The organism is Caulobacter sp. GW821-FHT10E02, assembly GCF_059415225.1.
Genome location: NZ_JBWKMV010000001.1, coordinates 1 through 22892 on the forward strand (window position 1 = coordinate 1; position 22892 = coordinate 22892).

Below are 22892 nucleotides of genomic sequence, written 5' to 3' on the forward strand. Positions count from 1 at the left end.
GGGGTGGAGCAGCCCGGTAGCTCGTCAGGCTCATAACCTGAAGGTCACAGGTTCAAATCCTGTCCCCGCACCCAAGGTCCCGCGCTAGGTTCGAACGCCCTGTCCGCTTGCGGTCAGGTTTTTTTTGTACCTTGACGTGCAATCCAGAGTGGCATTCCGGCAACGCTCCCCCCTTGAAGCGCGAATTTTTTAGGTCTTGGCCGCCTTCAGGCCGATTTTCTCCGTTCAAAGCCCATAGCGCATGGCGCGGTTTTGCGTCATGACTTCCGTCGGAAGGACGCGGGCCGACTATCAGCCCGTCGATTGAGGTGTTTGAGGATAATATGGCGAACGGTGTCGTTAAGTGGTTCAACCCGGCCAAGGGCTTTGGTTTCATTCAGCCCGAGGACGGCGGCCAGGACGTGTTCGTCCACATCGCCGCGGTTGAACGTTCGGGCCTGGCTGGTCTGAATGAAGGTGACCAAGTCAACTACGAGCTGGAAGAAGATCGCCGCTCGGGCAAGACTTCGGCCGGCAACCTGCGCGTCACGGGCCAGGGCGCTGTTCCGGCCGGTGGCGGCCGTGGCGGCCCCGGTGGCGCTCGTCCCCCGCGTAGCTTCGACGCCCCGCGTGGCGGCGGCTACGGTGGTGGCGGCGGTGGCGGTGGCGGCGGTGAAGCCGGCACGGGCGTCGTGAAGTGGTTCAACACCACCAAGGGCTTCGGCTTCATCCAGCCGGACAACGGCGGCGGCGACATCTTCGTGCACATCTCGGCCGTTGAGCGCGCCGGCCTGCGCGGCCTGAACGAAGGCCAGCAAGTCGGTTACGAGCTTGAGCAGGACCGTCGTTCGGGCAAGACCTCGGCCGGCAACCTGCGCATCCTCTAAGGACGCGTCCTAAAGAAAAGGCCGCCCGGACGGACGGCCTTTTCGAAGACTATTGGGAGGCCCCGCCGACGCTGACGCGTCGGACGGGGCCTTTCGGCGTTCTGGGCTTGGCCCCAAAGGAGGCTTCTAGGCCTCCTGGCGCGCCCGTTCCGAGGCCGCCTGGTTCACGCTGAGCGCCGTCAGGTTGACGATGCCGCGCGCGGTGACGCTGGGCACCAGCACGTGCAGCGGCTTGCTCATGCCCAACAGGATCGGGCCGACCAGCAGCGATTCCGTGGCGGCGCTGAGCAGGGTCAGGCCGATATTGGCCGCGTCCAGGGTCGGCATGACCAGCAGGTTGGCCGAGCCCTTCAGCGGACTGTCGGCGACCATGCGCTCGCGCAGGTGCTGGCTGAGCGCCGCGTCGGCGTGCATCTCGCCATCGACCTCGAGATCCGGCGCCTGCTCGCGCAGGATGGCCAGGGCCTCGCGCATCTTGCGGGCGGTCGGCGAGTTGCTGGCCCCGAACGAGGAGTGCGAGAGCAGGGCGGCCTTGGGCGTCAGGCCAAAGCGGCGGACGGCCTCGGCGGCCAGCTGGGTGCACTCGGCGATCTGCTCGGCGGTCGGGTCCACATTGACGTGGGTGTCGCAGAAGAACAGCGTGCCGTTGTCGAGGATCAGGGTCGACAGGGCGTAGACCCGGCTGACGTTCTCCCGGCGCGGGATGATCGGCAGGGCATAGGTCATGTGCTGCCACCAGTCGCCGCTGCCGCCGACCAGGGCGGCCTCGACATAGCCCGACGACAGCAGCATCGAGGCGGCCACCGTGCGGCGGCCTTCGACGCGGCGCTCGGCGGCCGTCGGCGGCACGCCGCGACGCCCGACCAGCTTCTGGTAGTCGGCGACCAGCGGACCGAACAGGTCCTTGTCGGTATAGGGATCGACGATCTCGACCTTGCCGCCCAGATCCAGGCGCAGGCCCATCTCGGCGACCTTGGCCTTGATCACCTCGCGACGGCCTACCAGCACGGGATGAGCCAAGCCTTCGTCGACCACGGTCTGGACGGCGCGCAGCACGCGTTCGTCCTCGCCCTCGGCATAGGCCACCTTCACGGGAGCCTTGCGGGCCCGCTCGAACACGGGGCGCATCAGTTGGCCCGAGCGGTAGACGAACAGCTCCAGCTCGGCCTGGTAGGCGTCGAAGTCGGTGATCGGCCGGGTGGCCACGCCGCTGTCCATGGCCGCCTTGGCCACGGCCGGCGCGATCTGCAGGATCAGGCGCGGGTCGAAGGGCTTGGGGATGATGTACTGCGCGCCGAACACCGGCGCGACGCCGCCATAGGCCGAGGCCACGACCTCGGAGGCCTCGGCGCGGGCCAGCTCGGCGATCGCCTCGACGGCCGCGACCTTCATCGCCTCGTTGATCTCGGACGCGCCGACATCCAGCGCGCCGCGGAAGATGAACGGGAAGCAGAGGACGTTGTTGACCTGGTTGGCATAGTCGCTGCGGCCGGTGGCCATGATGGCGTCGGGACGGGCGGCCTGGACCAGTTCCGGCAGGATCTCCGGCTCGGGATTGGCCATGGCCAGGATCAGCGGGTTCGGGGCCAGCAGCGGCAGCCACTCGGCCTTGAACACGCGCGGGGCCGAGAGGCCCAGGAAGATGTCGGCGCCGGCGATCACCTCGCCCAGGGTGCGGGCGTCGGTCTGGCGCGCGTAGCGGGCCATGTTGTCGAGCATGTCGTCGTCGCGGCCGGCGTAAACCACGCCCTTGATGTCGGTCAGGGTGACGTTCTCGACGGGCAGGCCCATCGAGACCAGCAGGTCGACGCAGGCCAGGGCCGCCGCGCCGGCGCCCGAGGTCACCAGCTTGACGTCCTTCAGCGTCTTGCCCTGGACGAGCAGGGCGTTGCGGACGGCGGCGGCGCAGACGATGGCGGTGCCGTGCTGGTCGTCGTGGAAGACCGGGATGTTCATCCGCTCGCGCAGGGTGCGCTCGATGATGAAGCACTCGGGGGCCTTGATGTCCTCGAGATTGATGCCGCCGAAGGTGGGCTCCAGCGCCGCGACCACCTCGATGAAGCGGTCGGGATCCTCGGCGTCGACCTCGATGTCGAACACGTCGATGCCGGCGAACTTCTTGAAGAGGACGGCCTTGCCCTCCATCACCGGCTTGCTGGCCAGCGGACCGATATTGCCCAGGCCCAGCACGGCGGTGCCGTTGGAGATCACGGCCACCAGGTTGCCGCGCGCGGTGTAGTCGCGGGCGGTGTCGGGATCGGCGGCGATGGCTTCGCAGGGCGCGGCGACGCCGGGGGAGTAGGCCAGGCCCAGGTCGCGCTGGGTGGCCATGCGCTTGGTGGCCTCGATGGCCAGTTTCCCGGGCCGCGGCAGACGGTGGTAATCTAGGGCGGCTTTACGGAAATCCTCGTCCATCGATCGTTCCTCTGGCGGCCTGCGCGGCGCGTTCTAAGGGCTTCATCTCACTGCGAAGCGTCGGAACCTTTGCTACCGGTGTTGGCCCGGCAATTCCAACCCTTCGCCGCCTGTCGGGCGATTTTTCTTGGTAGCGGTACCAGTGTGTAGGGCCGTCCAGCGTCAATTCCGGCTCTCATAAGTAATAAATCTATTATATAATGCCTGTGCTTCGGGCGCCCGTCGCCCCGTTCCTCGGCGCTCCTCCTTCCCGGGCCGCCTTGAGGGGCAAGGTGCTGGACAGGGCGCCCGGAGCGACCGAGCATCGACTCGGCAATGAGATCCGAGGGCGGAGCATGAGCGGACTGACGACCCATATCCTCGACCAGGCGTCCGGAAAGCCGGCGGCCGGCGTGACGGTGCGGGTGTCGCGGCGCGAGGGCTCGGAGGTTTCGCTTCTGGCGGAATTCCGCACCGACGCCGACGGCCGTGCGCGGCTTGTCGCCGGCGAGGTCCTGGAGGTCGGCGGATACCGCCTGGAATTCGCGATCGGCGCCCATTTCGCGGCGTCCGGCCTGGCGGTCACCGACCCGCCGTTCCTGGACGTGGTGGTCATCGATTTCGCCGTCTCGAACGTCGAACAGCACTGGCACGTGCCGCTGCTGGTCTCACCGTACGGCTATTCCACCTATCGGGGCAGCTGATGGTCGAGACGATCCGCTTCCTGCTGGACGGCCAGGTGCAAGAGGTCAAAGGGGCCAACCCGACGACGACCCTGTTGGAGCACCTGCGCGGCCCGATGCGGCGGACCGGGACCAAGGAAGGCTGCGCCGAGGGCGACTGCGGGTCGTGCACGGTACTGGTTGGCGAGGCGGACGGCGAGGGCGTCGCTTGGCGGGCGGTCAACAGCTGCATCCAGTTCCTGCCGATGTTGCATGGCAAGGCGCTGCTGACGGTCGAGAGCTTGGCCAAGGATGGCGCGCTGCATCCGGTGCAGCAGGCGATGGTCGAGAAACACGGGTCCCAGTGCGGCTTCTGCACGCCGGGCATCGTCATGTCGCTGTACGGTCGGGCGATCGCGGCTAAGGGCGCGCGCGCGCCGGTGGGCGAGGTGCTGGCTGGGAACCTGTGCCGCTGCACGGGCTATGGCCCGATCATTGAGGTGGCCAAGGGCGTGGAAGCCGAGGTGGCACCTGCGGTCGATCTGTCGGCGGTGCGCGACGAGACAATGCTGAGCCTCAGCTATGAGGACGAGATTCACGGCGTCACCCGGACGTGGCTGTCGCCGCGTACGGTGGACGAGCTGGCCCAGGCCTATCTGGAGCATCCGGACGCGACGATCGTGGCCGGCGCGACCGATGTCGGCCTGTGGGTCACCAAGCAGCGGCGACCGCTGCCGACGCTGATCAGCGTGTCCGAGGTCGCTGAGCTGAAGGTGTTGGAGGAAACTCCCGAAGGCCTGCGCATCGGCGCGGGCGTTCGCTATGTCGACGCGATCGAAGCGGTAGCGAAACTCTATCCTGACCTGGGCGCGATGATGCGGCGGCTGGGTTCGACCCAGGTGCGCAACAGCGGCACGATCGGTGGCAACATCGCCAACGGCTCGCCGATCGGCGACATGCCGCCGGCCCTGATCGCGGCGGGGGCAACCCTGATGCTGCGCCGAGGCGACGAGCGCCGCGAAATGGCGCTGGAAGCGTTTTTCCTCGATTACGGCAAGCAGGACCGCGAGCCCGGCGAATTCGTCGAGGCGGTGATCGCGCCGAAGCTGGATGCGGGCCGCATCTTCAAGGTCTTCAAGCTGTCGAAGCGGTTCGACCAGGATATCTCGGCGGTCTGCGGGGCGTTCTCGCTGGCGGTCGAAGGCGGCGCCGTCATCGACGCGCGCATCGCGTTTGGCGGCATGGCGGGCACGCCCAAGCGCGCCCAGGCCTGCGAAGCGGCGCTGATCGGCCAGCCGTGGTCTGAGGCGACGATCGAGGCCGCGATGGCCGCACTCGATACCGACTACGCGCCGATGAGCGACATGCGCGCCTCGGCCGCCTACCGGTCGCTGACCGCGCGGAACATGCTGCGCAAGGTGTTCCTGGAGCGCCAGGAGGTCGAGACCCGTGTGGTCCCGGAGAGCGCCCATGGCTGACTCCGGCGCGACCGTCTCGCCGTTCCAAGGCGTTTCCGCCCCGCTGCCGCATGACAGCGCGGCGCGGCACGTGGCGGGTTCGGCGGTCTATATCGACGACATGCCCGAGCCGGCGGGTCTGCTGCACATCGCGTTCGGCATGAGCACCAAGGCGCATGCCAAGATCATCCGGATGGACCTGTCGGCTGTCCGCGCCGCGCCGGGCGTGGTGCTGGTGATCAGCGCCGAGGACATTCCCGGCGAGAACGACGTCAGCCCGGTCATCCACGACGACAAGCTGTTCGCCGCCGGCGAGGTCTATTGCGTCGGCCAGAGCCTGTTCGCCGTCGCCGCCACGTCGCTCGCCGCTGCCCGCGCCGCGACCGCCAAGGCCGTGGTCGAGTACGAAGAGCTGCCGGCCGCCGTCGACATCGCCGCCGCGCGTGAGATGGACCTGAAGATCGAGACGTCCCAACGCATGACGCGGGGGGACGCCCAGGCGGCGTTGGAGACCTCACCGCGCCGCGTGCAGGGCAGGTTCGCGATTGGCGGCCAGGACCACTTCTATCTCGAAGGCCAGATCGCGCTCGCCACCCCGCGCGAGGACGGCGACGTCCACGTCTGGTCCTCGACCCAGCATCCCACCGAGGTGCAGCACCTGATCGCCCGCGTGCTGGGCAAGCCCGACCACAGCGTCACCGTCGAGGTGCGTCGCATGGGCGGGGGCTTCGGCGGTAAGGAGACGCAGGCCTCGCTGTTCGCCGCCGCCGCCGCCCTAGTCGCCGTGAAGACCGGCCGCCCGGCCAAGGCGCGTCCAGACCGCGACGAGGACATGGTCATGACCGGCAAGCGGCATGACTTCGAGTGCGCCTACGATGTCGGTTTCAACGACGAGGGCCGGCTGACGGGGTTGTTCCTGGAACTGGCCTCGCGCTGCGGGGCGACGACCGATCTCTCCATGGCGATCAACGACCGGGCGATGTTCCACGCCGACAACGCCTACTTCTTGCCGGCCATCGAGATCCTGTCGCACCGCTTCAAGACCCACACGGTGTCGAACACCGCCTTCCGGGGCTTTGGCGGACCGCAGGGCATGCTGGCCATCGAGCGCGTCATGGACGCCGTCGCCGCCGAGGTCGGGATCGACCCGTTGGAGGTGCGCCGTCGCAACCTCTATGGCGGCGAGGGGCGCAACCTCACGCCCTACCACCAGGTGGTCGAGGACAATGTCGCGCCGCAGCTGATCGACGAGCTGTCGGCGTCCTGCGCCTATGAGACCCGCCGTCGCGAGATCGAGGCCTTCAACAAAACGAGCCCCGTGCTGAAGAAGGGCATCGCCCTGACGCCGGTGAAGTTCGGCATCTCGTTCACGACGACCTTCCTGAACCAGGCCGGCGCGCTGATCCATCTCTATGCCGACGGCTCGATTATGCTGAACCACGGCGGCACCGAGATGGGGCAGGGGCTGAACATCAAGATCGCCCAGATCGTCGCCAACGCCTTCCAGGTCGAGATCGGCCGCGTGAAGATCACCTCGACCGTCACCGACAAGGTGCCCAATACCTCGGCGACCGCCGCCTCGTCGGGCGCGGATTTGAACGGCATGGCGGCGCTGAATGCGGCCGAGACCATCAAGGCGCGGCTGGTCGAATTCGCCGCGAAGAAGTGGGACTGCCCCGAGCACGACATCGCCTTCACGCCCGAGGGCGTCCGCGTGTGCGGCGAGACCTTCGAGTTCGGCTGGTTCATCCGCCAGGCCTATCTGGCGCGGGTGTCGCTATCCTCGACCGGCTACTACGCCACGCCCAAGATCCACTACGATCGCGCCACCCATACGGGCCGGCCGTTCTACTACTTCGCCTATGGCGCGGCCTGCAGCGAGGTGCTGATCGACACCCTGACCGGCGAGATGAAGGTCACCCGCGCCGACATCCTGCACGACGTCGGCAAGTCGCTGAATCCCGCCATTGACCTCGGCCAGATCGAAGGCGGCTTCATCCAGGGCATGGGCTGGCTGACGACCGAGGAGCTGGTCTACGACGCGCACGGCCGTCTGCGGACCCACGCGCCCTCGACCTACAAGATCCCGACCATCGGCGACCGCCCGGCGCATCTGGACGTCCGCCTGTGGAAGGCCGGCCGCAATGTCGAGGCGACGGTGCATCGCTCCAAGGCCGTCGGCGAGCCACCGCTGATGCTGGCGATCTCGGTCTACAGCGCCATCAACCACGCGGTGGCCAGCGTCGGCGACTACAAGCTCCTGCCACAGCTCGATGCGCCCGCGACGCCGGAGGCGATCCTGATGGCCTGCGAGGATGTCCGGAGACGCATCCATGCGTAACTGGGCCCGCGCCGCCCTGGCTCGTCTCGACGCCCATGACGAGGCCGCCCTGGTCACCGTCCTGGCCACCGAAGGCTCGGCCCCGCGCGAGGCGGGGACCAAGATGGTCGTCTGGCGCGAGGGCCAGTCCGGAACCATCGGCGGCGGTAACCTCGAGCACCGCGCCACCGACCAGGCCCGCCGAATGCTGGACGGCAACCAGGCCCATTTCGCGATCCAGGACTATCCGCTGGGCCCGCTGCTGGCCCAATGCTGCGGCGGCCGCGTGCGCCTCTTCCTGGAGCGCCTGAACGACAACAGCCGCGACTGGCTGACCGAAGCCGCCAAGCGCATGGACGCGGCCCAGCCGTTCGAGGTCCGCACGCGCTTCGATCCTGGCCTGCTGACCAAGGTGGTCGCGCCGATCCTGTCGACCGATAGCGAAGGGCCGGCCGTCTCGTTCGGCGAGGCCCCCGCCACCGCGCGTGGGGCGCGGCCCGAGCTGGGCGATGTCATGGTCGAGCGCGCCGACGCGCCGCGTCCGCCGCTGCTGCTGTTCGGCGCCGGCCATGTCGGCCAGGCCATCGCCAAGGCGTTCGAGCCGCTGCCGTTCCGCCTCTTCTGGTACGACACCCGTCCCGAGACGGCCGACATCCCCGGCGTCACCGTGCTGACCCCGGCCGAGGTCGCGGCGAAGGCCATGGGCGCGGGCCCCGACGCCTACGGGCTCGTCCTGACCCACGACCACGCGCTGGACTACGCCCTGGTTTCGGCGGGCCTAGCCGGCGGCGGGTTTTGTTTCTTCGGCGTCATCGGTTCGAAGACCAAGCGCGCTAGGTTCATGAGCCGGTTGCGGGACGATGGTTTCTCACCGGCGGTGCTGACCCGCCTGACCAGTCCCATCGGCTTGCCGCAGCTGAAGAGCAAGGCGCCCGAGGTGATCGCGGTCTCGGTGGCGGCCGACCTCCTGATGCGCCAGGAAGCGGCGCGGATCCGAAACGACGAAGGCCAGATCAGTGCAAGCTTATAGGGCGTCGATCCTCCACCTCGTGGATGATCCGACGAAGAACGCGGAGGCGGTCGCCTTCCACGAGGACGGCCTGTTGCTGGTCGAGGACGGCCGCATCGCCGGCTGCGGCGCCTATGCGGAGCTGTCGCCGTGGCTGGGCGACGCCGAACTGCACGACCTGAGTGGCCATCTGATCACGCCCGGCTTCATCGACACCCACATCCACTTCCCGCAGGTCGACGTCATCGCCGCCCACGGCAAGCAACTGCTGGACTGGCTGGAGCAGCACACCTTCCCGGCCGAGGCGGCGTTCGCGGACCCGAAGCACGCGGCCGACACGGCGGCGTTCTTTATCGACGAGCTGCTGCGCAACGGCACCACGACGGCGCTGGTGTTCGGCTCGGTGCACAAGGTCTCGGTCGACGCCCTGTTCGCCGAGGCCTACGACCGCGACATGCGGCTGATCGCCGGCAAGGCGCTGATGGACCGCAACGCGCCGGACGGTCTGACCGACACGGTCGAGAGCAGCCGCGCCGACATGGAAGCGCTGATCGCCGACTGGCACGGCAAGGGCCGCCTCGGCTACGCCGTGACCCCGCGCTTCGCGATCAGCTGCAGCGACGAACAGCTGGCCATGGCCGGCGAGGTGCTGGCGGCGCATCCGGACGTCTGGATGCAGACCCACCTCTCGGAGAACATCCACGAGATCAAGGAGACGGCGCGCCTGTTCCCGGCGGCCAAGGACTATCTCGACGTCTATGACCGCTTCGGCCTGCTGCGCGAGCGCTCGGTCTTCGCCCACTGCGTCCACCTGAAGGGCGAGGCGTTCCGGCGGCTGGCGGCCAAGGGCGGGGCGGTGGCGTTCTGCCCGACCTCGAACCTGTTCCTCGGCTCGGGCCTGTTCCCGCTGGAGGAGGCCTGCTCACACGGGGTGAAGGTCGGGATGGGCACGGACGTGGGCGCGGGGACGACGTTCTCGATCCTCCATACGCTGGGCGAGGCCTACAAGGTCGGGCAGCTGCGGGGGGATGCGCTGGATCCGTTCCATGCGCTGTATCTGGCGACTCTGGGCGGGGCGCGGGCGCTGGATCTGGATGGGATGATCGGCAACCTGGAACCCGGCAAGGAAGCTGACTTCGTCGTGCTGGACCTGGCCGCGACGCCGCTGATGGCGCGGCGGCTGTCCGAGACCCGGAGCCTGGAGAACAAGCTCTTCGCGCTGACGGTGCTGGGCGATGACCGGGTGGTGGCTCGGACGTATCTGGCGGGCGTGGAGCGCTGGCGGAAGGACGCCTGATAGATGCTCCCCCGTGATACGGGGGAGCTGTCGCGGAGCGACTGAGGGGGCAAGCTGGGCGAACGCCGCGTTAGCCCCCTCCGGCCCTCTGGGCCACCTCCCCCGCATCGCGGGGGAGGATCTGGAGGCCTTACCCGTGCGCCGCCTTCATCGTGTCGGCGTAGAGCTTCAGCAGGCGATCGCCATCCACCGCCACGGTCGCGGCCTGGATCGGCTGATCATCCCAAGCGCTCGGCCCGAACAGCTCACCCTCCGGGCTCTGGCAGGTCTGGCCGAGCGTGATCCCCTCGGTCACCACCCGCACCGCCCCACGGCGCACCGTAAACAGCGTCGGATCGATCACGAACGCCACCGCCGCCGCGTCATGCACGCAGCAGCCGACGATGCCGTCACGGCCGCCGTAGAACGCCGCATAGGGCTTGGAGATCGCGTTCAGGAACCCGCCCGCGTCGCTCCCGCCAGCGGCCAGGGCTTCCATGAATTCCGGCGACATCACCACCTGCGTGGTCACGTCCAGGCTCACCGCCGTCAGGCTCCACGGCGCGGTGAAGACCTGGTCCGCCGCTTCCGGATCGTTCCAGATATTGGCCTCGGCCACCGGAGTGACATTGCCCGGCTTGCCGGCCACGCCGAACGCGCCGCCCATGATGACGACGGACTTCAGCAGGGTGGCGACTTCCGGATCGGCCTTCAGCGCCAAAGCCAGGTTGGTCAGCGGACCGACGGCGCACAGCACCACCTCGCCCGGATACTGGCGGGCCAGGTCGATGATCGCCTGGTGGGCCGGCTTGGCTTCCGGCTCGGCGGGGACCAGGCCCGTCAGCTCGACATCGCCCAGGCCGTTCTCGCCGTGCACGAAGGTCGGCGAGGGGTTGCGCGGACGGGTCAGCGGCTTGTCGGTCCCCTTGTAGACCGGCGCCGTCAGGCCGAAGCGGTCCTTCAGGTACAGCGCGTTGCGCGTCGTGGTCTCGATGTCGGAATTGCCGAAGATGGTCGTCACCGCGATCAGGTCGAGGGCGGGGCTCGCCTCGATGAACAGCAGCGCCATGGCGTCGTCGATGCCGGGATCGGTGTCGAAAATGATCTTGGTCGTCATTTGGAGGCTCTAGCGCTTTTCTTTGTCGGAGGCGAGGCGCTGGTCGGCCCCGCCCTGCATCAGGGACACGTGGGCCGAGGCGACTTTCCAGCCGTCCTCGGTGCGGATCCAGGTCTGGCTCTGGCGGCCAATCTTGCCGCTGTCGTCGCGGCGGAATTCGACATTGGCGACGGCGAAGTCGCTGCCGAAGGTGGTGATTTCCGTCCGCAGCCGTGTACGCGGCGGCGAGCCGCCGGCCCGGCCGACGCGGAAGGCGGCGATCTCGTCGAAGCTCCACAGGTTCTCGGCCACGCCCAGTCGCACCGTGTGGGGCGAGTTCCAGAACGCGCCGTCCAGGGCCTCGACGTCGTTGCCCATCAGCGCGGTCTCGTAGGCGTTCACGAGCGCGGTGACCTCGGCCAGCACGGCGGGATCGTTGACGATCATAGGGCGCCTTTCGGGGGATGCGCCGCGACCACGCCGTCACGCTGCAGGCGCAGGGCGGCGGCGAAAGCCAGGTCTTCGCGCCAGGGCGGGGCGATGATCTGGACGCCGACCGGAAGTTGGCCCGGCCGGTTCACCGGCGCGGCCACGACCGGCAGGCCGATATAGCTGATCGGCTGGGTGAAGGCGCCGAGGTTCTTGCGCACCGAGACGGGCACGCCGTCCATCTCCATGGTCGCCTGGCCGATCGGCGGGGCGGGGCAGACCGATGATGGCGCCAGCAGGATGTCATAGCGCTGGAAGGCCTCGGCGACCTCGTCGCGGAAGATGGTGCGGAAGCGCTGGGCGGCGCGGTGCAGGCCCTCGGGCAGCAGGGCGCCGGCCAGCAGGCGGTCGCGGACGGCGGGGTCGTAGTCCATGGCGCGCTTGGCCAGGTCGGCGTGATGCAATTCGCCGCCCTCGAAGGCGGTCAGGCAGAAGGCGGCGGCGCGCGCGGCGACCGCATTGGGCAGGGTGACGAGGTCGTCGGCCTTCAGCGCCGACGCGACGCGACCGAGGGCTTCGAGCACTTCGGGGAACGCGCCCTGCTGGAACCAGCCGCCCAGGACGCCGACGCGTAGAGGCTGCTCGGCCAGGGCGTCGAGGCGGTCGCTGAGCGGCTGCGCCTCACGGACGCAGATGTGGTCGCCGTGAGGATCGGGGCCCTGGAGCACGTCATACGCCACGGCCAGGTCCTCGACCGACCGCGCGAACGGGCCGACGTGGTCCAGGCTCTCGACGAACGGAAACACGCCCTGGCGCGACAGGCGGCCGTAGGTGGGCTTGAGCCCGAAGACGCCGCACAGGCTGGCGGGGATGCGGATCGAGCCGTTGGTGTCCGAGCCCAGGGTCAGAGGCACAAGGCCAGCCGCCACGGCCGCCGCCGAACCGCCCGACGAGCCGCCGGCGATCCGCGTCGGATCGTGCGGGTTATGGACCGGCCCGTCGTGGGCGTTCTCGGTGACGAAGCCGTAGGCGAACTCGTCCATGTTCAGCGCGCCGACCAGGATCGCCCCGGCGGCGGTCAGGCGCTGGACCAGCGTCGCATCGTGCGAAGGCGGGGCGGCGTCGCGGCGGATCTTCGAGCCGGCCAGGGTCGGCAGGCCCTCAATGTCGAACAGGTTCTTCACCGCGAACGGCACGCCGGCCAGCGGACCGGTGACGCGCCCGGCGTCGACCGCGTCGGCGGCGGCCAGAGCGCGCTCGGTGGTGACGGCGGTGAAGGCGTTGATCCCGCCATCCAGGCGCTGGATGCGCGAGAGGGTGGCCTCGGTCACGGCCCGGGCGGTGACGCGGCCGGCGCGGACCTCGCCGGCGATCTCGACGACGCTGGCGAAGCTCACGGCTGGAACGTCTCCGGCGGCTCGCCCGCATGGTCGCCCAGCGCGGACACGAACAGCTCGGCCTGGGCGCGCAGCAGGGCGACGTTGTCGATCACGGCCGGCAGCACGTCCGGCGACAGGACCAGGTCGCGCGCGGCGGCGTGGGCGGCGGTCCACGGCGCGATCTCGTGATCCTTCAGGTCCAGGAAGGCCTTGGTCTCCGCGTCCAGCGCCATGCGATCCCCTCAAGTAAGAAAAAACTTCATACACCCGGGTTCGCCGGAGTCGCCAGCCCCGCGCGCGCTGGAAGGGCGCAGCGCCCAAGCCGGCGTCATTCCCGCTCGGGATCGCCCGTGTCGCGGGCAGGGAAGGGCGATCGTCCTTCCGACCGCGCGCCAAGCCTGGAAGCCGCACCCGCGCCGGCGCGAGATGCGCTTGTAAGAAGGGACTTACTTGATGGCGCATCACCGACTGGCTTCGGCTCCCGACACCGTCCGCTTCGGCATGTTCGACGCGGCGTTCGATCCCGTAATGACGGTAAGCTCCGGCGACAGCGTCACCTTCGAGTGCGTCTCGGGCGGCGTCGAGGTGATGCCGCCGCCGGGATCGCCCCACGCGGTGCCGCCCGCGCTCCAGGCGATCCACGACAGCAAGCCGGAGCGCATCGGGCCGCATATCCTGACCGGCCCCGTCGCCATCGCCGGCGCCGAGCCGGGCGACATGCTGGAGGTCCGCATCGAGGCGATCGAGCCGAACAACGACTGGGGCTACTGCGCCGTCCGCCCGCTGGCCGGGACCCTGCCGGAGGACTTCCCCGAGCGCTATGTCAGCCACATCGCCGTCGACCGCGCGGCCGGCACCTGCAAGCCGGAGTGGGGCCCGCAGCTGCCGCTGGCGCCGTTCTTCGGCACGATGGGCGTCGCGCCGTCGGCCCGGTACGGACGCCTCTCCAGCCGCGAGCCGCGCGAGCATGGCGGCAACATGGACAACAAGGAACTGGTCGCCGGCTCGACCCTCTACCTGCCGGTCTGGGTCGCGGGCGCGAACTTCTCGGTCGGCGACGGCCACGGCCGCCAGGGCGACGGCGAGGTCTGCGTCAACGCGCTGGAGATGGGCCTGACCGGGACCTTCACCTTCGTGGTCCACAAGAAAGCCACTGGGGCCGCCGAGTTCAAATGGCCCCGCGCCGAGACGCCCACGCACTACATCCTGATGGGCTTCAACGAGGACCTGGACCTGGCCATGAAGCAGGCCCTGCGCCAGACGATCGACTTCATTACGGCCCGCTCCAGCCTGACCCGCGTCCAGGCCTATCAGTTCTGCTCCCTGGCCGTGGACTTCCGCGTGACCCAGACCGTCAACGGCGAGAAGGGCGTCCACGCCTTGCTGCAGAAGGGTCTGCTGTTCTGAGCCGGCAACGGGCTTAATCCCAGGTTGTCGATCGTGGTTATTCATCCCATGGAAGAAAAATTCATTTGAACTCGATCTTGGGTTGATCGCCAATCCTCTCGCCCCAAACCCGGGGCTGGAGGGCTACGCATGTATCTGACGGGAACCGAAGGCGACGACATCCTGATCGGCGGCGCCGACGACGACACCCTGGTCGGCCTGGGCGGCGACGACCTGCTGATGGGGGGAGCGGGACATAACGTACTGAACGGCGGGGCGGGGAACGACACCGTCAGCTATGCCGACCAGGCCCCGACGCTGCCGCTGTTCAGCTTCCTGATGATCAACCTGCAAAGCCAGTCGACCTCGATCATGGGACCGGGCGGCGGGGCGGTGGACACCCTGTCCTCGATCGAGAACGCCACCGGCTCGGCCAGCGCGGACTGGATCGTGGGGACGACCGGGGACAACGTCCTGAACGGCGGCGCGGGCGACGACCACCTCGACGGCTGGGGCGGCACGGACGTGCTGGACGGCGGCGACGGCAACGACTCGATCAACACCGCGTTCCTTGTCCCGTTTGGCGGTCCTCCGGCCGGTGGGTCGCTGCTGATCGGCGGCAATGGCGCTGACTCGCTCCAGAGCGGCAATTCCAACGACACCATGCTGGGCGGCGCGGGCGACGACGCCTTGTCGATCGGGAACTTCGCCACGACCCGCATCGTCGATGGCGGCGATGGACGCGATCTCCTGGCGTTCTCCAGCACGCCGAATGACTTCACGAGCGGCGTATTCGTCGATCTCAACAAGACGGTCCAGACCGTCGCCGCTGGTGTTTTCATCACCCTGACGAATGTGGAGAACGTCAACGGCACGCAGGCCGGCGACACCCTGATCGGCGACGCGGGCGCTAACGGCTTCTACGGCTTGGGCGGCGACGACTGGCTTTACGGCCGTGATGGAAACGACGGCATCAATGGCGGCGACGGCGCCGATTACATCAGCGGCGGCGCGGGCGTGGACAACCTGTACGGCGGCGCTGGAGCCGACACCTTCGTCTTCGCCGCGGGCGACACCGCCGCCGGGTCCGACACGATCCAGGATTTCACGACCGAGGACCATCTCCTGTTCGTGGACGGCCCGGCAGGCAGCAGCGCTAACTATGTCGAGCTGGAAAGCATCGACTTCGCCGCCGTCAGCGCCGCCTTCGCTGGCGACGGCGTGCGCTACGTGGCGATGCAGTTCGGCGGCAACGTCCTCTTCTTCGCCGACGTCGGCGACGAGGGGACCTTCTACGACCAGGCGATCGTACTGACCGGGGTCAACCTCTCGGCCATCGACGCGGGCTCGATCCAAGGGCTGTAGGACCACCTCCGCGCGTGGGCGGATTCCAGGGGAAGCTCCGGGAATGATGCGTTCCCGGAGCAACCTCCGGTCCGGGCGGCCGATTGGATCAATCCCTTATGGATCAAGCGTTCCTGTTCCAAAACGACACCTCCGCCCCGTTCCGGAACAGAAGCTTGGCCTTAAACACCCCAAAATCCCTGGTCCAACCTTTGCAGTCGCAGGGTCGCGCTGAGGTTGCGGCGCTGTGGTGAGGGGTTGAGCGATGGATTATCGGGGCACTGAGCGCGCGGACGTTCTGACCGGCGGCGCGGACAACGACGTGATCTATGGGTTCGGCGGTAACGACACCCTGAAGGGTGGCGCGGGCGATGACGTCCTGGCCGGCAACGACGGCAACGACACCCTGAGCGGTGGCGACGGCGACGACTACATCCTCGGTGGGGCCGGTAACGACACCATCGACGGCGGCGCCGGCAACGACTGGGCGGCCTACGAGGACGCCACGGCCGGCGTGAAGATCGACCTCAACATCACCGGGACCCAGAACACCATCGGCTCGGGCACGGACAAGCTGACCGGCATCGAGAACGTCTACGGCTCGGCCTTCGACGACACCCTGACCGGCGACGCCAACGACAACATGATGGTCGGCGGCGCGGGCAACGACACGGTCATTGGCGGCAAGGGTAACGACACCTTGTGGGGCAGCGCCGGCAACGACACGCTGGATGGCGGCGACGGCGACGACTACCTGGTCGGCGGCGCGGGCGACGACATCATCAAGGGCGGCGCGGGCGTGGACTGGGCCTCGTACGAAGACGCCACGGGCGGCGTGAAGGTCGATCTGACCAAGACCGGACAGCAGGACACCGTCGGCGCGGGCAAAGACACCCTGAGCGGCATCGAGCTGCTCTATGGCAGCAAGTTCGACGACGTCCTGACCGGCGACGCCAAGGACAACTACCTGTGGGGCGATGACGGCAACGACACGCTGAACGGCGGCGCGGGCGACGATCACCTGTCGGGTGGCAAGGGCAACAACGTCATCGACGGCGGCGACGGCTTCGACACGGTCGACTATTCGTCCAGCGAGCAAGGTGTCGTTATCAGCCTGCTGTCGAACGGCACGAGCGGATTCGGACTGGACCGCGACATCGTCAGGTCGGTCGAGGCGGTGATGGGGTCGGCCTATGGCGACTACATCGTCGGTAACGCGGCCGAGAACTACTTGTTCGGGGACGCGGGCGACGACCAGATCTATGCCGTCGGCGACAACGACACGATCGACGGCGGTGACGGCGACGACTTCATCTACGGCGGCGGCTCCAATTTCGGCCAGAACACCGGCGGCCTGCTCATCGGCGGCAAGGGCAACGACTCCTTCTTCGTGGGCCCCGGTCACACGACGATCGAAGGCGGCGAAGGCGTGGACACGCTGATCGTGTACCCGTCCGCCGACAACATCCGCACGCCGCTCACGATCGACTTGCGGGTCACCAGCGAGCAGCAGGTCTCCAAGGAAATCTACCTGACGCTCAGCGGCGTCGAGAACATCAACGGCGGCGGCGGCGGCGACGACATCCTGATCGGTAACGCCAGCGACAACCTCCTGACCGGCAGCTACGGCAACGACACCTTGGACGGCGGCGCGGGCAACGACACCGTCAGCTACGCCTATGGCCCGCAGAGCCCGGTCGTCATCGACCTGAACAAGACTGTCCAGGCAGCCAACGGCGAACAGGGGACCGACACGCTGATCTCGATCGAGAACATCATCGGCACGGACGGCGCGGACAGGATCACCGGTAACGGCGTGGCCAACAAGCTGGATGGCGGCGCGGGCAACGACATCCTGATGGGCCAGGGCGGCGACGACACCCTGACCGGCGGCCTCGGCGACGACATCCTCGACGGCGGCGCGGGCAATGACACGGCCGTCTATACGGGCGCGTCCAAGGACTACACCTGGACCCGCGACGCCAACGGCGTGTGGACCGTGCGCGGCGCCGACGGCGTCGACAAGCTGCTGAACGTCGAGACCCTGAAGTTCAGCGACAAGTCGGTGACCCTGTCGCCATCGGCCACCACCGTGACCGTGGACGACCTGACGAAATCGAAGACGCTTGCGACCTCGGCCGGCGGTCTCATCCGCGACACCGTGCTCTCGTCGGACGGCCATACGGCCTACGTGTCGGACGGCGACGGCTATGTCGCCACGATCGACACCGTGACCGGCGTGGTGCAGGGCAAGGTCAAGGTCGGGACGCAACTGGGCGGCATGGACGTCTCCAAGGACGGCCGCTACCTCGTGATCGCCGAGCGCGCGGTGACGAACGAGACCGGGGACACCTGGGCGACCCTCAAGGCCACCGCCACGGTCCACGTGCTGGATCTGAAGACTGGCGTGGTCAAGAACTACACCACCGTGGCGCTCGAGGGCGACAAGGGCTTCACCGACGCGGTCTTCACCAGCGACGGCCGCATCCTGCTGACCCAGGACTTCGGCGGCTCGGGCTCGACGCCGCTGACGATCCTGGACCCGACCTCCGGGGTCTTCGCGCCGCAAGCGAAGGACTACAGCGCGTCGGGCTATCTGTCGGTCAGCGATGACCGCACCAAGGTGCTGCTGGCGCCGGACGGCACCTCCGACGCGCCGCTGTACATCTGGTCCGTCGGCCAGGGCGAGACCGCCGCGCACGGGCGCTATGACGACGGCGTCATGGGCTTCAACGGCGGCATCCAGGCGATCTCGGGCAACGGCGCCTTTGTCGCTCAGGCCGTGAACGAGCTGAACGTCTTCGACGGCTCGCTCAAGCACCTGGCCAACCTGACGGTCGGTAATCGCGAGATCTCCAATGTCTATGGCATGGACTTCAGCGCCGACGGCAAGCACCTGTTCGTCGTCGATGCGGTGACCGACCGCGTCTTCCAGTTCTCGACCGCGAACTGGGAGATCGAGCGCGTCCTCGACCTGGGCATCGACATCGTCTCGAAGGGCTATGTCTACGAGAACGGCATGTTCGGCGACCGCGTGGCGATCACCCCGGAAGGCGATCGCCTGGTCATCGCCAATTCCTACGAAGTCATCTCGGTGGTGATGAGCAGCCTGACGGTCGAGCAGGGCACGGGCGGCGCCGACAACATCATCGGCACGGCCGGGGCCGACAAGCTCCAGGGCTTCGGCGGCGATGACGTGATCACCGGCGGCAAGGGGACCGACATCCTGACGGGCGGCCTGGGTTCGGACACCTTCGTCTTCGCCAAGGGCGACACGACCTGGGTGGCGGGCAGCTATGCCAGCATCGACGTGATCACCGACTGGCAGGCGACCGACAAGCTGTCGTTCGGTCCGCACAGCGAGGCGATCACCTATGCCGAGATCAAGGACACCGTCTACGGCTACAGCTGGTCCGGCGCTTTCGAGGCCGCGACCAAGATCATGGCCGAGCAGCACCTGTCCTACCTGGCGGTGGAGACCGACGACAGCGTCGTCTACGTCTTCGCGGCGGAAAGCGGTTCGAGCAACGGAACCATCGAGAGCGTAGTCCGCCTGAACAACACGACCCTGGACCAGATCAGCCTCGACAACTTCACGCCGGTCGGCGACGACCGCGCCAACGTCCTGACGGGCGGGGCGCTGAACGACAAGATCTTCGGCTACTACGGCAACGACGTGATCAAGGGTGGCAAGGGCGCGGACACCCTGAGCGGCGGCGTGGGCGACGACACCTTCGTCTTCGCGGCAGGTGACACGACCTGGTCCGCGACCAGCGACGCTGGCGTCGATGTGATCACGGACTGGGAAGTCGGCGACAAGCTGTCGTTCGGCGTCTTGTCCGCCGCGAGCCTCGGCAAGCAGACGGCGGCGAACTGGCAGGACGCGGTGACCCTCGCGCCCCAGGTCATGGCGGCCCAAGGCCTGACCCAGCTGGCCGTCCAGGTGGGCAAGGACACCTACGTGTTCTCGCTGCAGCCGGGATCGACGACGGGGCAGATCGAGACGGTCGTCAAGCTGGCCAACACCACCTCGGACAAGGTCAGCCTTTCGAACATCGACTGGACGCCGCCGGCGATCAACGGCGACGACGGCGCCAACACCCTGGTGGGCGGCGCGGGTAACGACCGGATCGACGGGAAGGGCGGCGCCGACGTCATCATCGGCGGTCCGGGCAACGACATCCTGACCGGCGGCGCCGGCGCGGACGTGTTCAAGTTCCTGGCCAATGACGGGGTGTTCAGCCCCAACCTGAAGAACGTCGACACGATCACGGACTTCAGCGCGGACGACAAGCTGGCCTTCAGCAATGCGTCGGCGCTGATCAAGGAGAGCGACATCCTGCGTCTCAGCCTCGGTGTGAACCCCGATGGCTCGATCCCCGCGGTGTCCCAGCTCGTGCTCGAGGCCTACAGCAACCAATACCTGTACGGCGGCATCGGCCAGAAGTACCTCGTCATCGCGGCGGGGCCTGACACCTACGTCGTGGCGGACAACGACACTGTCCACATCGGCTACGATCAGGTCGTCCTGCTGAAGGGCGTCACCTCTTCGCTGGTGACGGCGGACATGTTCACGGCCGCCTAACCGCCCCCTCCCGCAACCTCTGCCGGGTCCCCTACGTTGACGTTTCGTCGGCGTAGGGGCCTCTTGCTCCGGCTTGACGCCCGGCGGTGAGACCGGGGCAGAGGAGAGGGAAGCGCATGAGATCGATCCTGCCCGTCGTGGCGCTGTTGGCGCTGGCCGCCTGTTCGCCGCAGCCCGCCGACAAGAAGGCCGACGCGCCCGTCGTCGCCGCGCCGCCGGCCAATGCCACGCTGAAGCCGCCGAAGGCCGACATCCCGGCCGGCGACTACACGCTGGACAAGCACCACGCGACGCTGGTGCTCCGCGTCAGCCACCTGGGCTTCTCGAACTACACGGCGGCCTTCGCCGACTTCGACGCCAAGCTGAAATTCGACCAGAACAACGCCGGCGCCAGCACGCTGGAGGCGACCATCAACCCGATGTCGCTGACCCTGCCGGCCCCGCCCGAGGGCTTCCTGGCCGAGCTGACCGGGCCGCAGTGGCTGAACACGGCGACCTATCCGGCCATCACCTTCAAATCCACCAAGGTCGAGACCACCGGTCCCGACACCGGCAAGGTCACCGGCGACCTGACCCTGCATGGCGTCACCAAGCCGGTCGTGCTGGATGTGACCTACAACGGCGGCTATGCGGGCCATCCGATGGACCCGCACGCCCGTGTCGGCTTCTCGGCCAAGGGGACGTTCAAGCGCTCGGACTTCGGCATCGCCTATGGCGTCCCGGCGCCGGGCACGACCATGGGCGTCAGCGACGAGGTCCAGGTGGCGATCGAGGCCGAGTTCAGCGGCCCGCCGCTGGCGACCGCTCCGGCCGCCGCGACGCCGCCGAAGCCCTAGCGGCGCGTGAGATAGCTCTCGAGCAGCGCAAGCGCGTGGTCCAGCCGCGCCTTGCGCCACTCGGGCGCGCTCATGTCGGTGTCGAGCGTGGCTGACAGCGAATAGCCGTTGGCCAGGTGGAAGCGGCTCATGGCCGCGATGGTCACGTAGATCTGCACCGGGTCGAGGTTGGGCCCGAACACGCCCTGGCGCTGGCCGCTCTCGATCAGCTTTTCCATGGTGTTGCGCAGCGGGAAGGCCGTCTCGGTCACCACGCGCGACTGGGCGGCGAACTTGCCGTGCTGCAGGTTCTCGTTGCGCAGCAGGCCCTCGAAACGGGGGTTCTTCTCGAAATAGTCGAAGGTGAAGCGCTGCAGTTCGAGGAAGCCTTCCAGCGGCTTCTCGTAGTCGATCTTCAGCTCGGCCTCACGCGCCCGCAGGTCCATGTAGGCGCTTTCGAGGACGGCCATGTACAGGCCCTTCTTGTCCCCGAAGTAGTGATACAGCATCCGGATGTTGCACTTGGCGGCCTTGACGATCCGCTCGATGCGCGCGCCGGCGAAGCCCGCCTGGGCGAATTCCTTCAAGGCCGCGGCGAGGATCGCCTTGCGGGTCCGCTCGGCATTGCGCTTTCGGGGCGCGCTCTCGGTGTCGATCTTCGTGGTCGCGTCCAGGACGGCGTCGGTCACGGGATATTGGCTCCCTGATTGATCCAGGCGCCCAGCTGGGCCCGCTCCTCTACGGTCATGCCGGTCTCGTTGCCAAGGGGCATGCTCGTCGAGAGCACCGCGCGCTCGCGGATTTTCGGGGCGTAGGTACGGATATGCTCAGGGTTGTCAAAGGTCGCGCCCAAAGGCGGGGCGGAAAAGCCGGCGTGAGTTGGCGTCGCGCTGTGGCACGTGACGCAGTGTTTCTGAACGATCGCCTGGGCGGTGGCGAAGGAAACGGGACCATCGATTCGCACCTCGGTCTTCGGCTTCATGCTGGCCACCACCGTCGCGGCGAACACCAGCATCGCGCCGTAGAACAGGAAGTCGTGGCGGATCTTGCCGTGGTGCTTGAGCAGGAAGAACTGTCGGATCGAGATCCCGCCGGCGCTGATCATCGCCAGCAGCAGCCAGCTCAGCGGATGGCCGGTGACCATCGGATAGTGGTTGCTGATCATGATGAAGATGACCGGCAGGGTCATGTAGGTGTTGTGCACCGACCGCTGCTTGCCCATCGCCCCCAGGCGCGGATCGACCGGGCGGCCCGCCAGCATGTCGGCCACGATCCGGCGCTGGTTGGGGATGATCACCAGGAAGACGTTGGCGACCATGGCCGTGCCGATGATCGCGCCGACATGGATGAAGGCGCCCCGGTCGCTGAACAGCTTCGACAGCGCATAGGCCGCGCCGGTCAGCGCGCCGAACCAGACGATCCCGAACCACAGGCCGCGCTGGCCCAGCGGCGAACGACAGAGCGCCTCGTAGACCGCCAGACCGCCGAAGATGAAGGCCAGGCCCGTGCCGATGGCGGCCGGCTGGCTGAAGGCGTGCTTGGCGGTGTCGATCAGATAGACCGGCGCCTGCCAGTAATAGAGCACGATCAGCAGCGCGAAGCCCGACAGCCAGGTGGTGTAGGCCTCCCATTTGAACCAGTGCAGGTGGTCGGGCATGTGCGCCGGGGCGACCATGTACTTCTGCGAATGGTAGAAGCCGCCGCCGTGCACGGCCCACAGCTCGCCCTTCACGCCGTCCTTTTCAGGCACGGGGGCGCGCAGGTTGTTGTCCAGCCAGACGAAGTAGAACGACGCCCCGATCCAGGCGACGCCGGCGATCACGTGCAGCCAGCGAAGGCCAAGGTTCAGCCAGCCGGGAAGGTCGTAGTCCATC

The 22892-nt window shown here is 67.8% G+C and carries 17 protein-coding genes and 1 pseudogene; 11 read left to right on the plus strand and 7 right to left on the minus strand.

Annotation, left to right across the window (positions count from 1 at the left end):
- Positions 1–323 precede the first annotated feature (323 nt).
- Together AC07NI_RS00005 and AC07NI_RS00010 are read left to right on the plus strand one after the other, a co-directional pair.
- Positions 324–527 (plus strand): annotated as a pseudogene (locus AC07NI_RS00005) (cold-shock protein); the annotation flags it as partial.
- A gap of 144 nt (positions 528–671) precedes the next feature.
- On the plus strand, positions 672–866 hold the full coding sequence (locus AC07NI_RS00010) for a cold-shock protein (protein ID WP_233206781.1): 195 nt from the start codon (positions 672–674) through the stop codon (positions 864–866).
- A gap of 126 nt (positions 867–992) precedes the next feature.
- Here AC07NI_RS00010 and AC07NI_RS00015 read toward each other — a convergent pair whose 3' ends face one another.
- Positions 993–3281, minus strand: coding sequence for an NADP-dependent malic enzyme (locus AC07NI_RS00015; protein WP_494614754.1), 2289 nt, complete (start codon positions 3279–3281; stop codon positions 993–995).
- Positions 3282–3616: 335 nt separating this feature from the next.
- Between AC07NI_RS00015 and uraH the strand changes: the two genes are divergently transcribed.
- The 5 genes from uraH to guaD are packed head-to-tail and all read left to right on the plus strand — an operon-like array spanning position 3617 to position 10005.
- Positions 3617–3964 carry a hydroxyisourate hydrolase gene (gene uraH / locus AC07NI_RS00020; protein WP_494614755.1) on the plus strand — a complete coding sequence of 116 codons (348 nt, stop codon included), beginning with the start codon at positions 3617–3619 and terminating at the stop codon, positions 3962–3964.
- Positions 3964–5400 (plus strand): xanthine dehydrogenase small subunit, encoded by a 1437-nt coding sequence (gene xdhA / locus AC07NI_RS00025; protein ID WP_494614756.1) that lies wholly within the window; start codon positions 3964–3966, stop codon positions 5398–5400. Before uraH ends, xdhA begins: the two co-directional genes overlap by 1 nt.
- Positions 5393–7720 (plus strand): xanthine dehydrogenase molybdopterin binding subunit, encoded by a 2328-nt coding sequence (gene xdhB, locus AC07NI_RS00030; RefSeq protein ID WP_494614757.1) that lies wholly within the window; start codon positions 5393–5395, stop codon positions 7718–7720. Before xdhA ends, xdhB begins: the two co-directional genes overlap by 8 nt.
- Positions 7713–8729, plus strand: coding sequence for a xanthine dehydrogenase accessory protein XdhC (gene xdhC / locus AC07NI_RS00035; protein WP_494614758.1), 1017 nt, complete (start codon positions 7713–7715; stop codon positions 8727–8729). The genes xdhB and xdhC overlap by 8 nt, the downstream gene beginning before the upstream one ends.
- Entirely contained in the window at positions 8716–10005 is a 1290-nt protein-coding gene (gene guaD, locus AC07NI_RS00040; protein WP_494614759.1) for a guanine deaminase, read from the plus strand. The genes xdhC and guaD overlap by 14 nt, the downstream gene beginning before the upstream one ends.
- 130 nt (positions 10006–10135) lie before the next feature.
- Here guaD and AC07NI_RS00045 read toward each other — a convergent pair whose 3' ends face one another.
- The 4 genes from AC07NI_RS00045 to AC07NI_RS00060 are packed head-to-tail and all read right to left on the minus strand — an operon-like array spanning position 10136 to position 13121.
- Positions 10136–11101 (minus strand): nucleoside hydrolase, encoded by a 966-nt coding sequence (locus tag AC07NI_RS00045; protein WP_494614760.1) that lies wholly within the window; start codon positions 11099–11101, stop codon positions 10136–10138.
- 9 nt (positions 11102–11110) lie between these two features.
- The gene (gene hpxZ, locus AC07NI_RS00050; protein ID WP_494614761.1) at positions 11111–11527 is read right to left on the minus strand and encodes an oxalurate catabolism protein HpxZ; all 417 of its coding nucleotides are present in this window, start codon (positions 11525–11527) and stop codon (positions 11111–11113) included.
- Positions 11524–12906: an AtzE family amidohydrolase gene (locus tag AC07NI_RS00055; protein WP_494614762.1), complete on the minus strand. Its 1383-nt coding sequence runs from the start codon at positions 12904–12906 to the stop codon at positions 11524–11526. Before AC07NI_RS00055 ends, hpxZ begins: the two co-directional genes overlap by 4 nt.
- Positions 12903–13121: a hypothetical protein gene (locus AC07NI_RS00060; RefSeq protein ID WP_494614763.1), complete on the minus strand. Its 219-nt coding sequence runs from the start codon at positions 13119–13121 to the stop codon at positions 12903–12905. The genes AC07NI_RS00055 and AC07NI_RS00060 overlap by 4 nt, the downstream gene beginning before the upstream one ends.
- 217 nt (positions 13122–13338) lie before the next feature.
- On the opposite strand from AC07NI_RS00060, the gene AC07NI_RS00065 reads away from it, so the two are divergent.
- From AC07NI_RS00065 to AC07NI_RS00080, 4 genes are all read left to right on the plus strand, one after another.
- Positions 13339–14295 carry an acetamidase/formamidase family protein gene (locus AC07NI_RS00065; protein ID WP_494614764.1) on the plus strand — a complete coding sequence of 319 codons (957 nt, stop codon included), beginning with the start codon at positions 13339–13341 and terminating at the stop codon, positions 14293–14295.
- A 129-nt stretch (positions 14296–14424) separates the two neighbouring features.
- Entirely contained in the window at positions 14425–15639 is a 1215-nt protein-coding gene (locus AC07NI_RS00070; RefSeq protein ID WP_494614765.1) for a calcium-binding protein, read from the plus strand.
- Positions 15640–15883: 244 nt separating this feature from the next.
- Positions 15884–20203: a hypothetical protein gene (locus AC07NI_RS00075; RefSeq protein ID WP_494614766.1), complete on the plus strand. Its 4320-nt coding sequence runs from the start codon at positions 15884–15886 to the stop codon at positions 20201–20203.
- A 116-nt stretch (positions 20204–20319) separates the two neighbouring features.
- A complete protein-coding gene (locus AC07NI_RS00080; protein ID WP_494614767.1) occupies positions 20320–21039 on the plus strand; it encodes a YceI family protein in 720 nt (239 codons plus the stop codon).
- On the opposite strand, the gene AC07NI_RS00085 is transcribed toward AC07NI_RS00080, so the two are convergent.
- Positions 21036–21707: a TetR/AcrR family transcriptional regulator gene (locus tag AC07NI_RS00085; RefSeq protein WP_494614768.1), complete on the minus strand. Its 672-nt coding sequence runs from the start codon at positions 21705–21707 to the stop codon at positions 21036–21038. The genes AC07NI_RS00080 and AC07NI_RS00085 overlap by 4 nt on opposite strands.
- Positions 21704–22891, minus strand: a complete 1188-nt coding sequence (locus AC07NI_RS00090; RefSeq protein WP_494614769.1) for a urate hydroxylase PuuD — start codon at positions 22889–22891, stop codon at positions 21704–21706. Before AC07NI_RS00090 ends, AC07NI_RS00085 begins: the two co-directional genes overlap by 4 nt.
- Position 22892 lies beyond the last annotated feature (1 nt).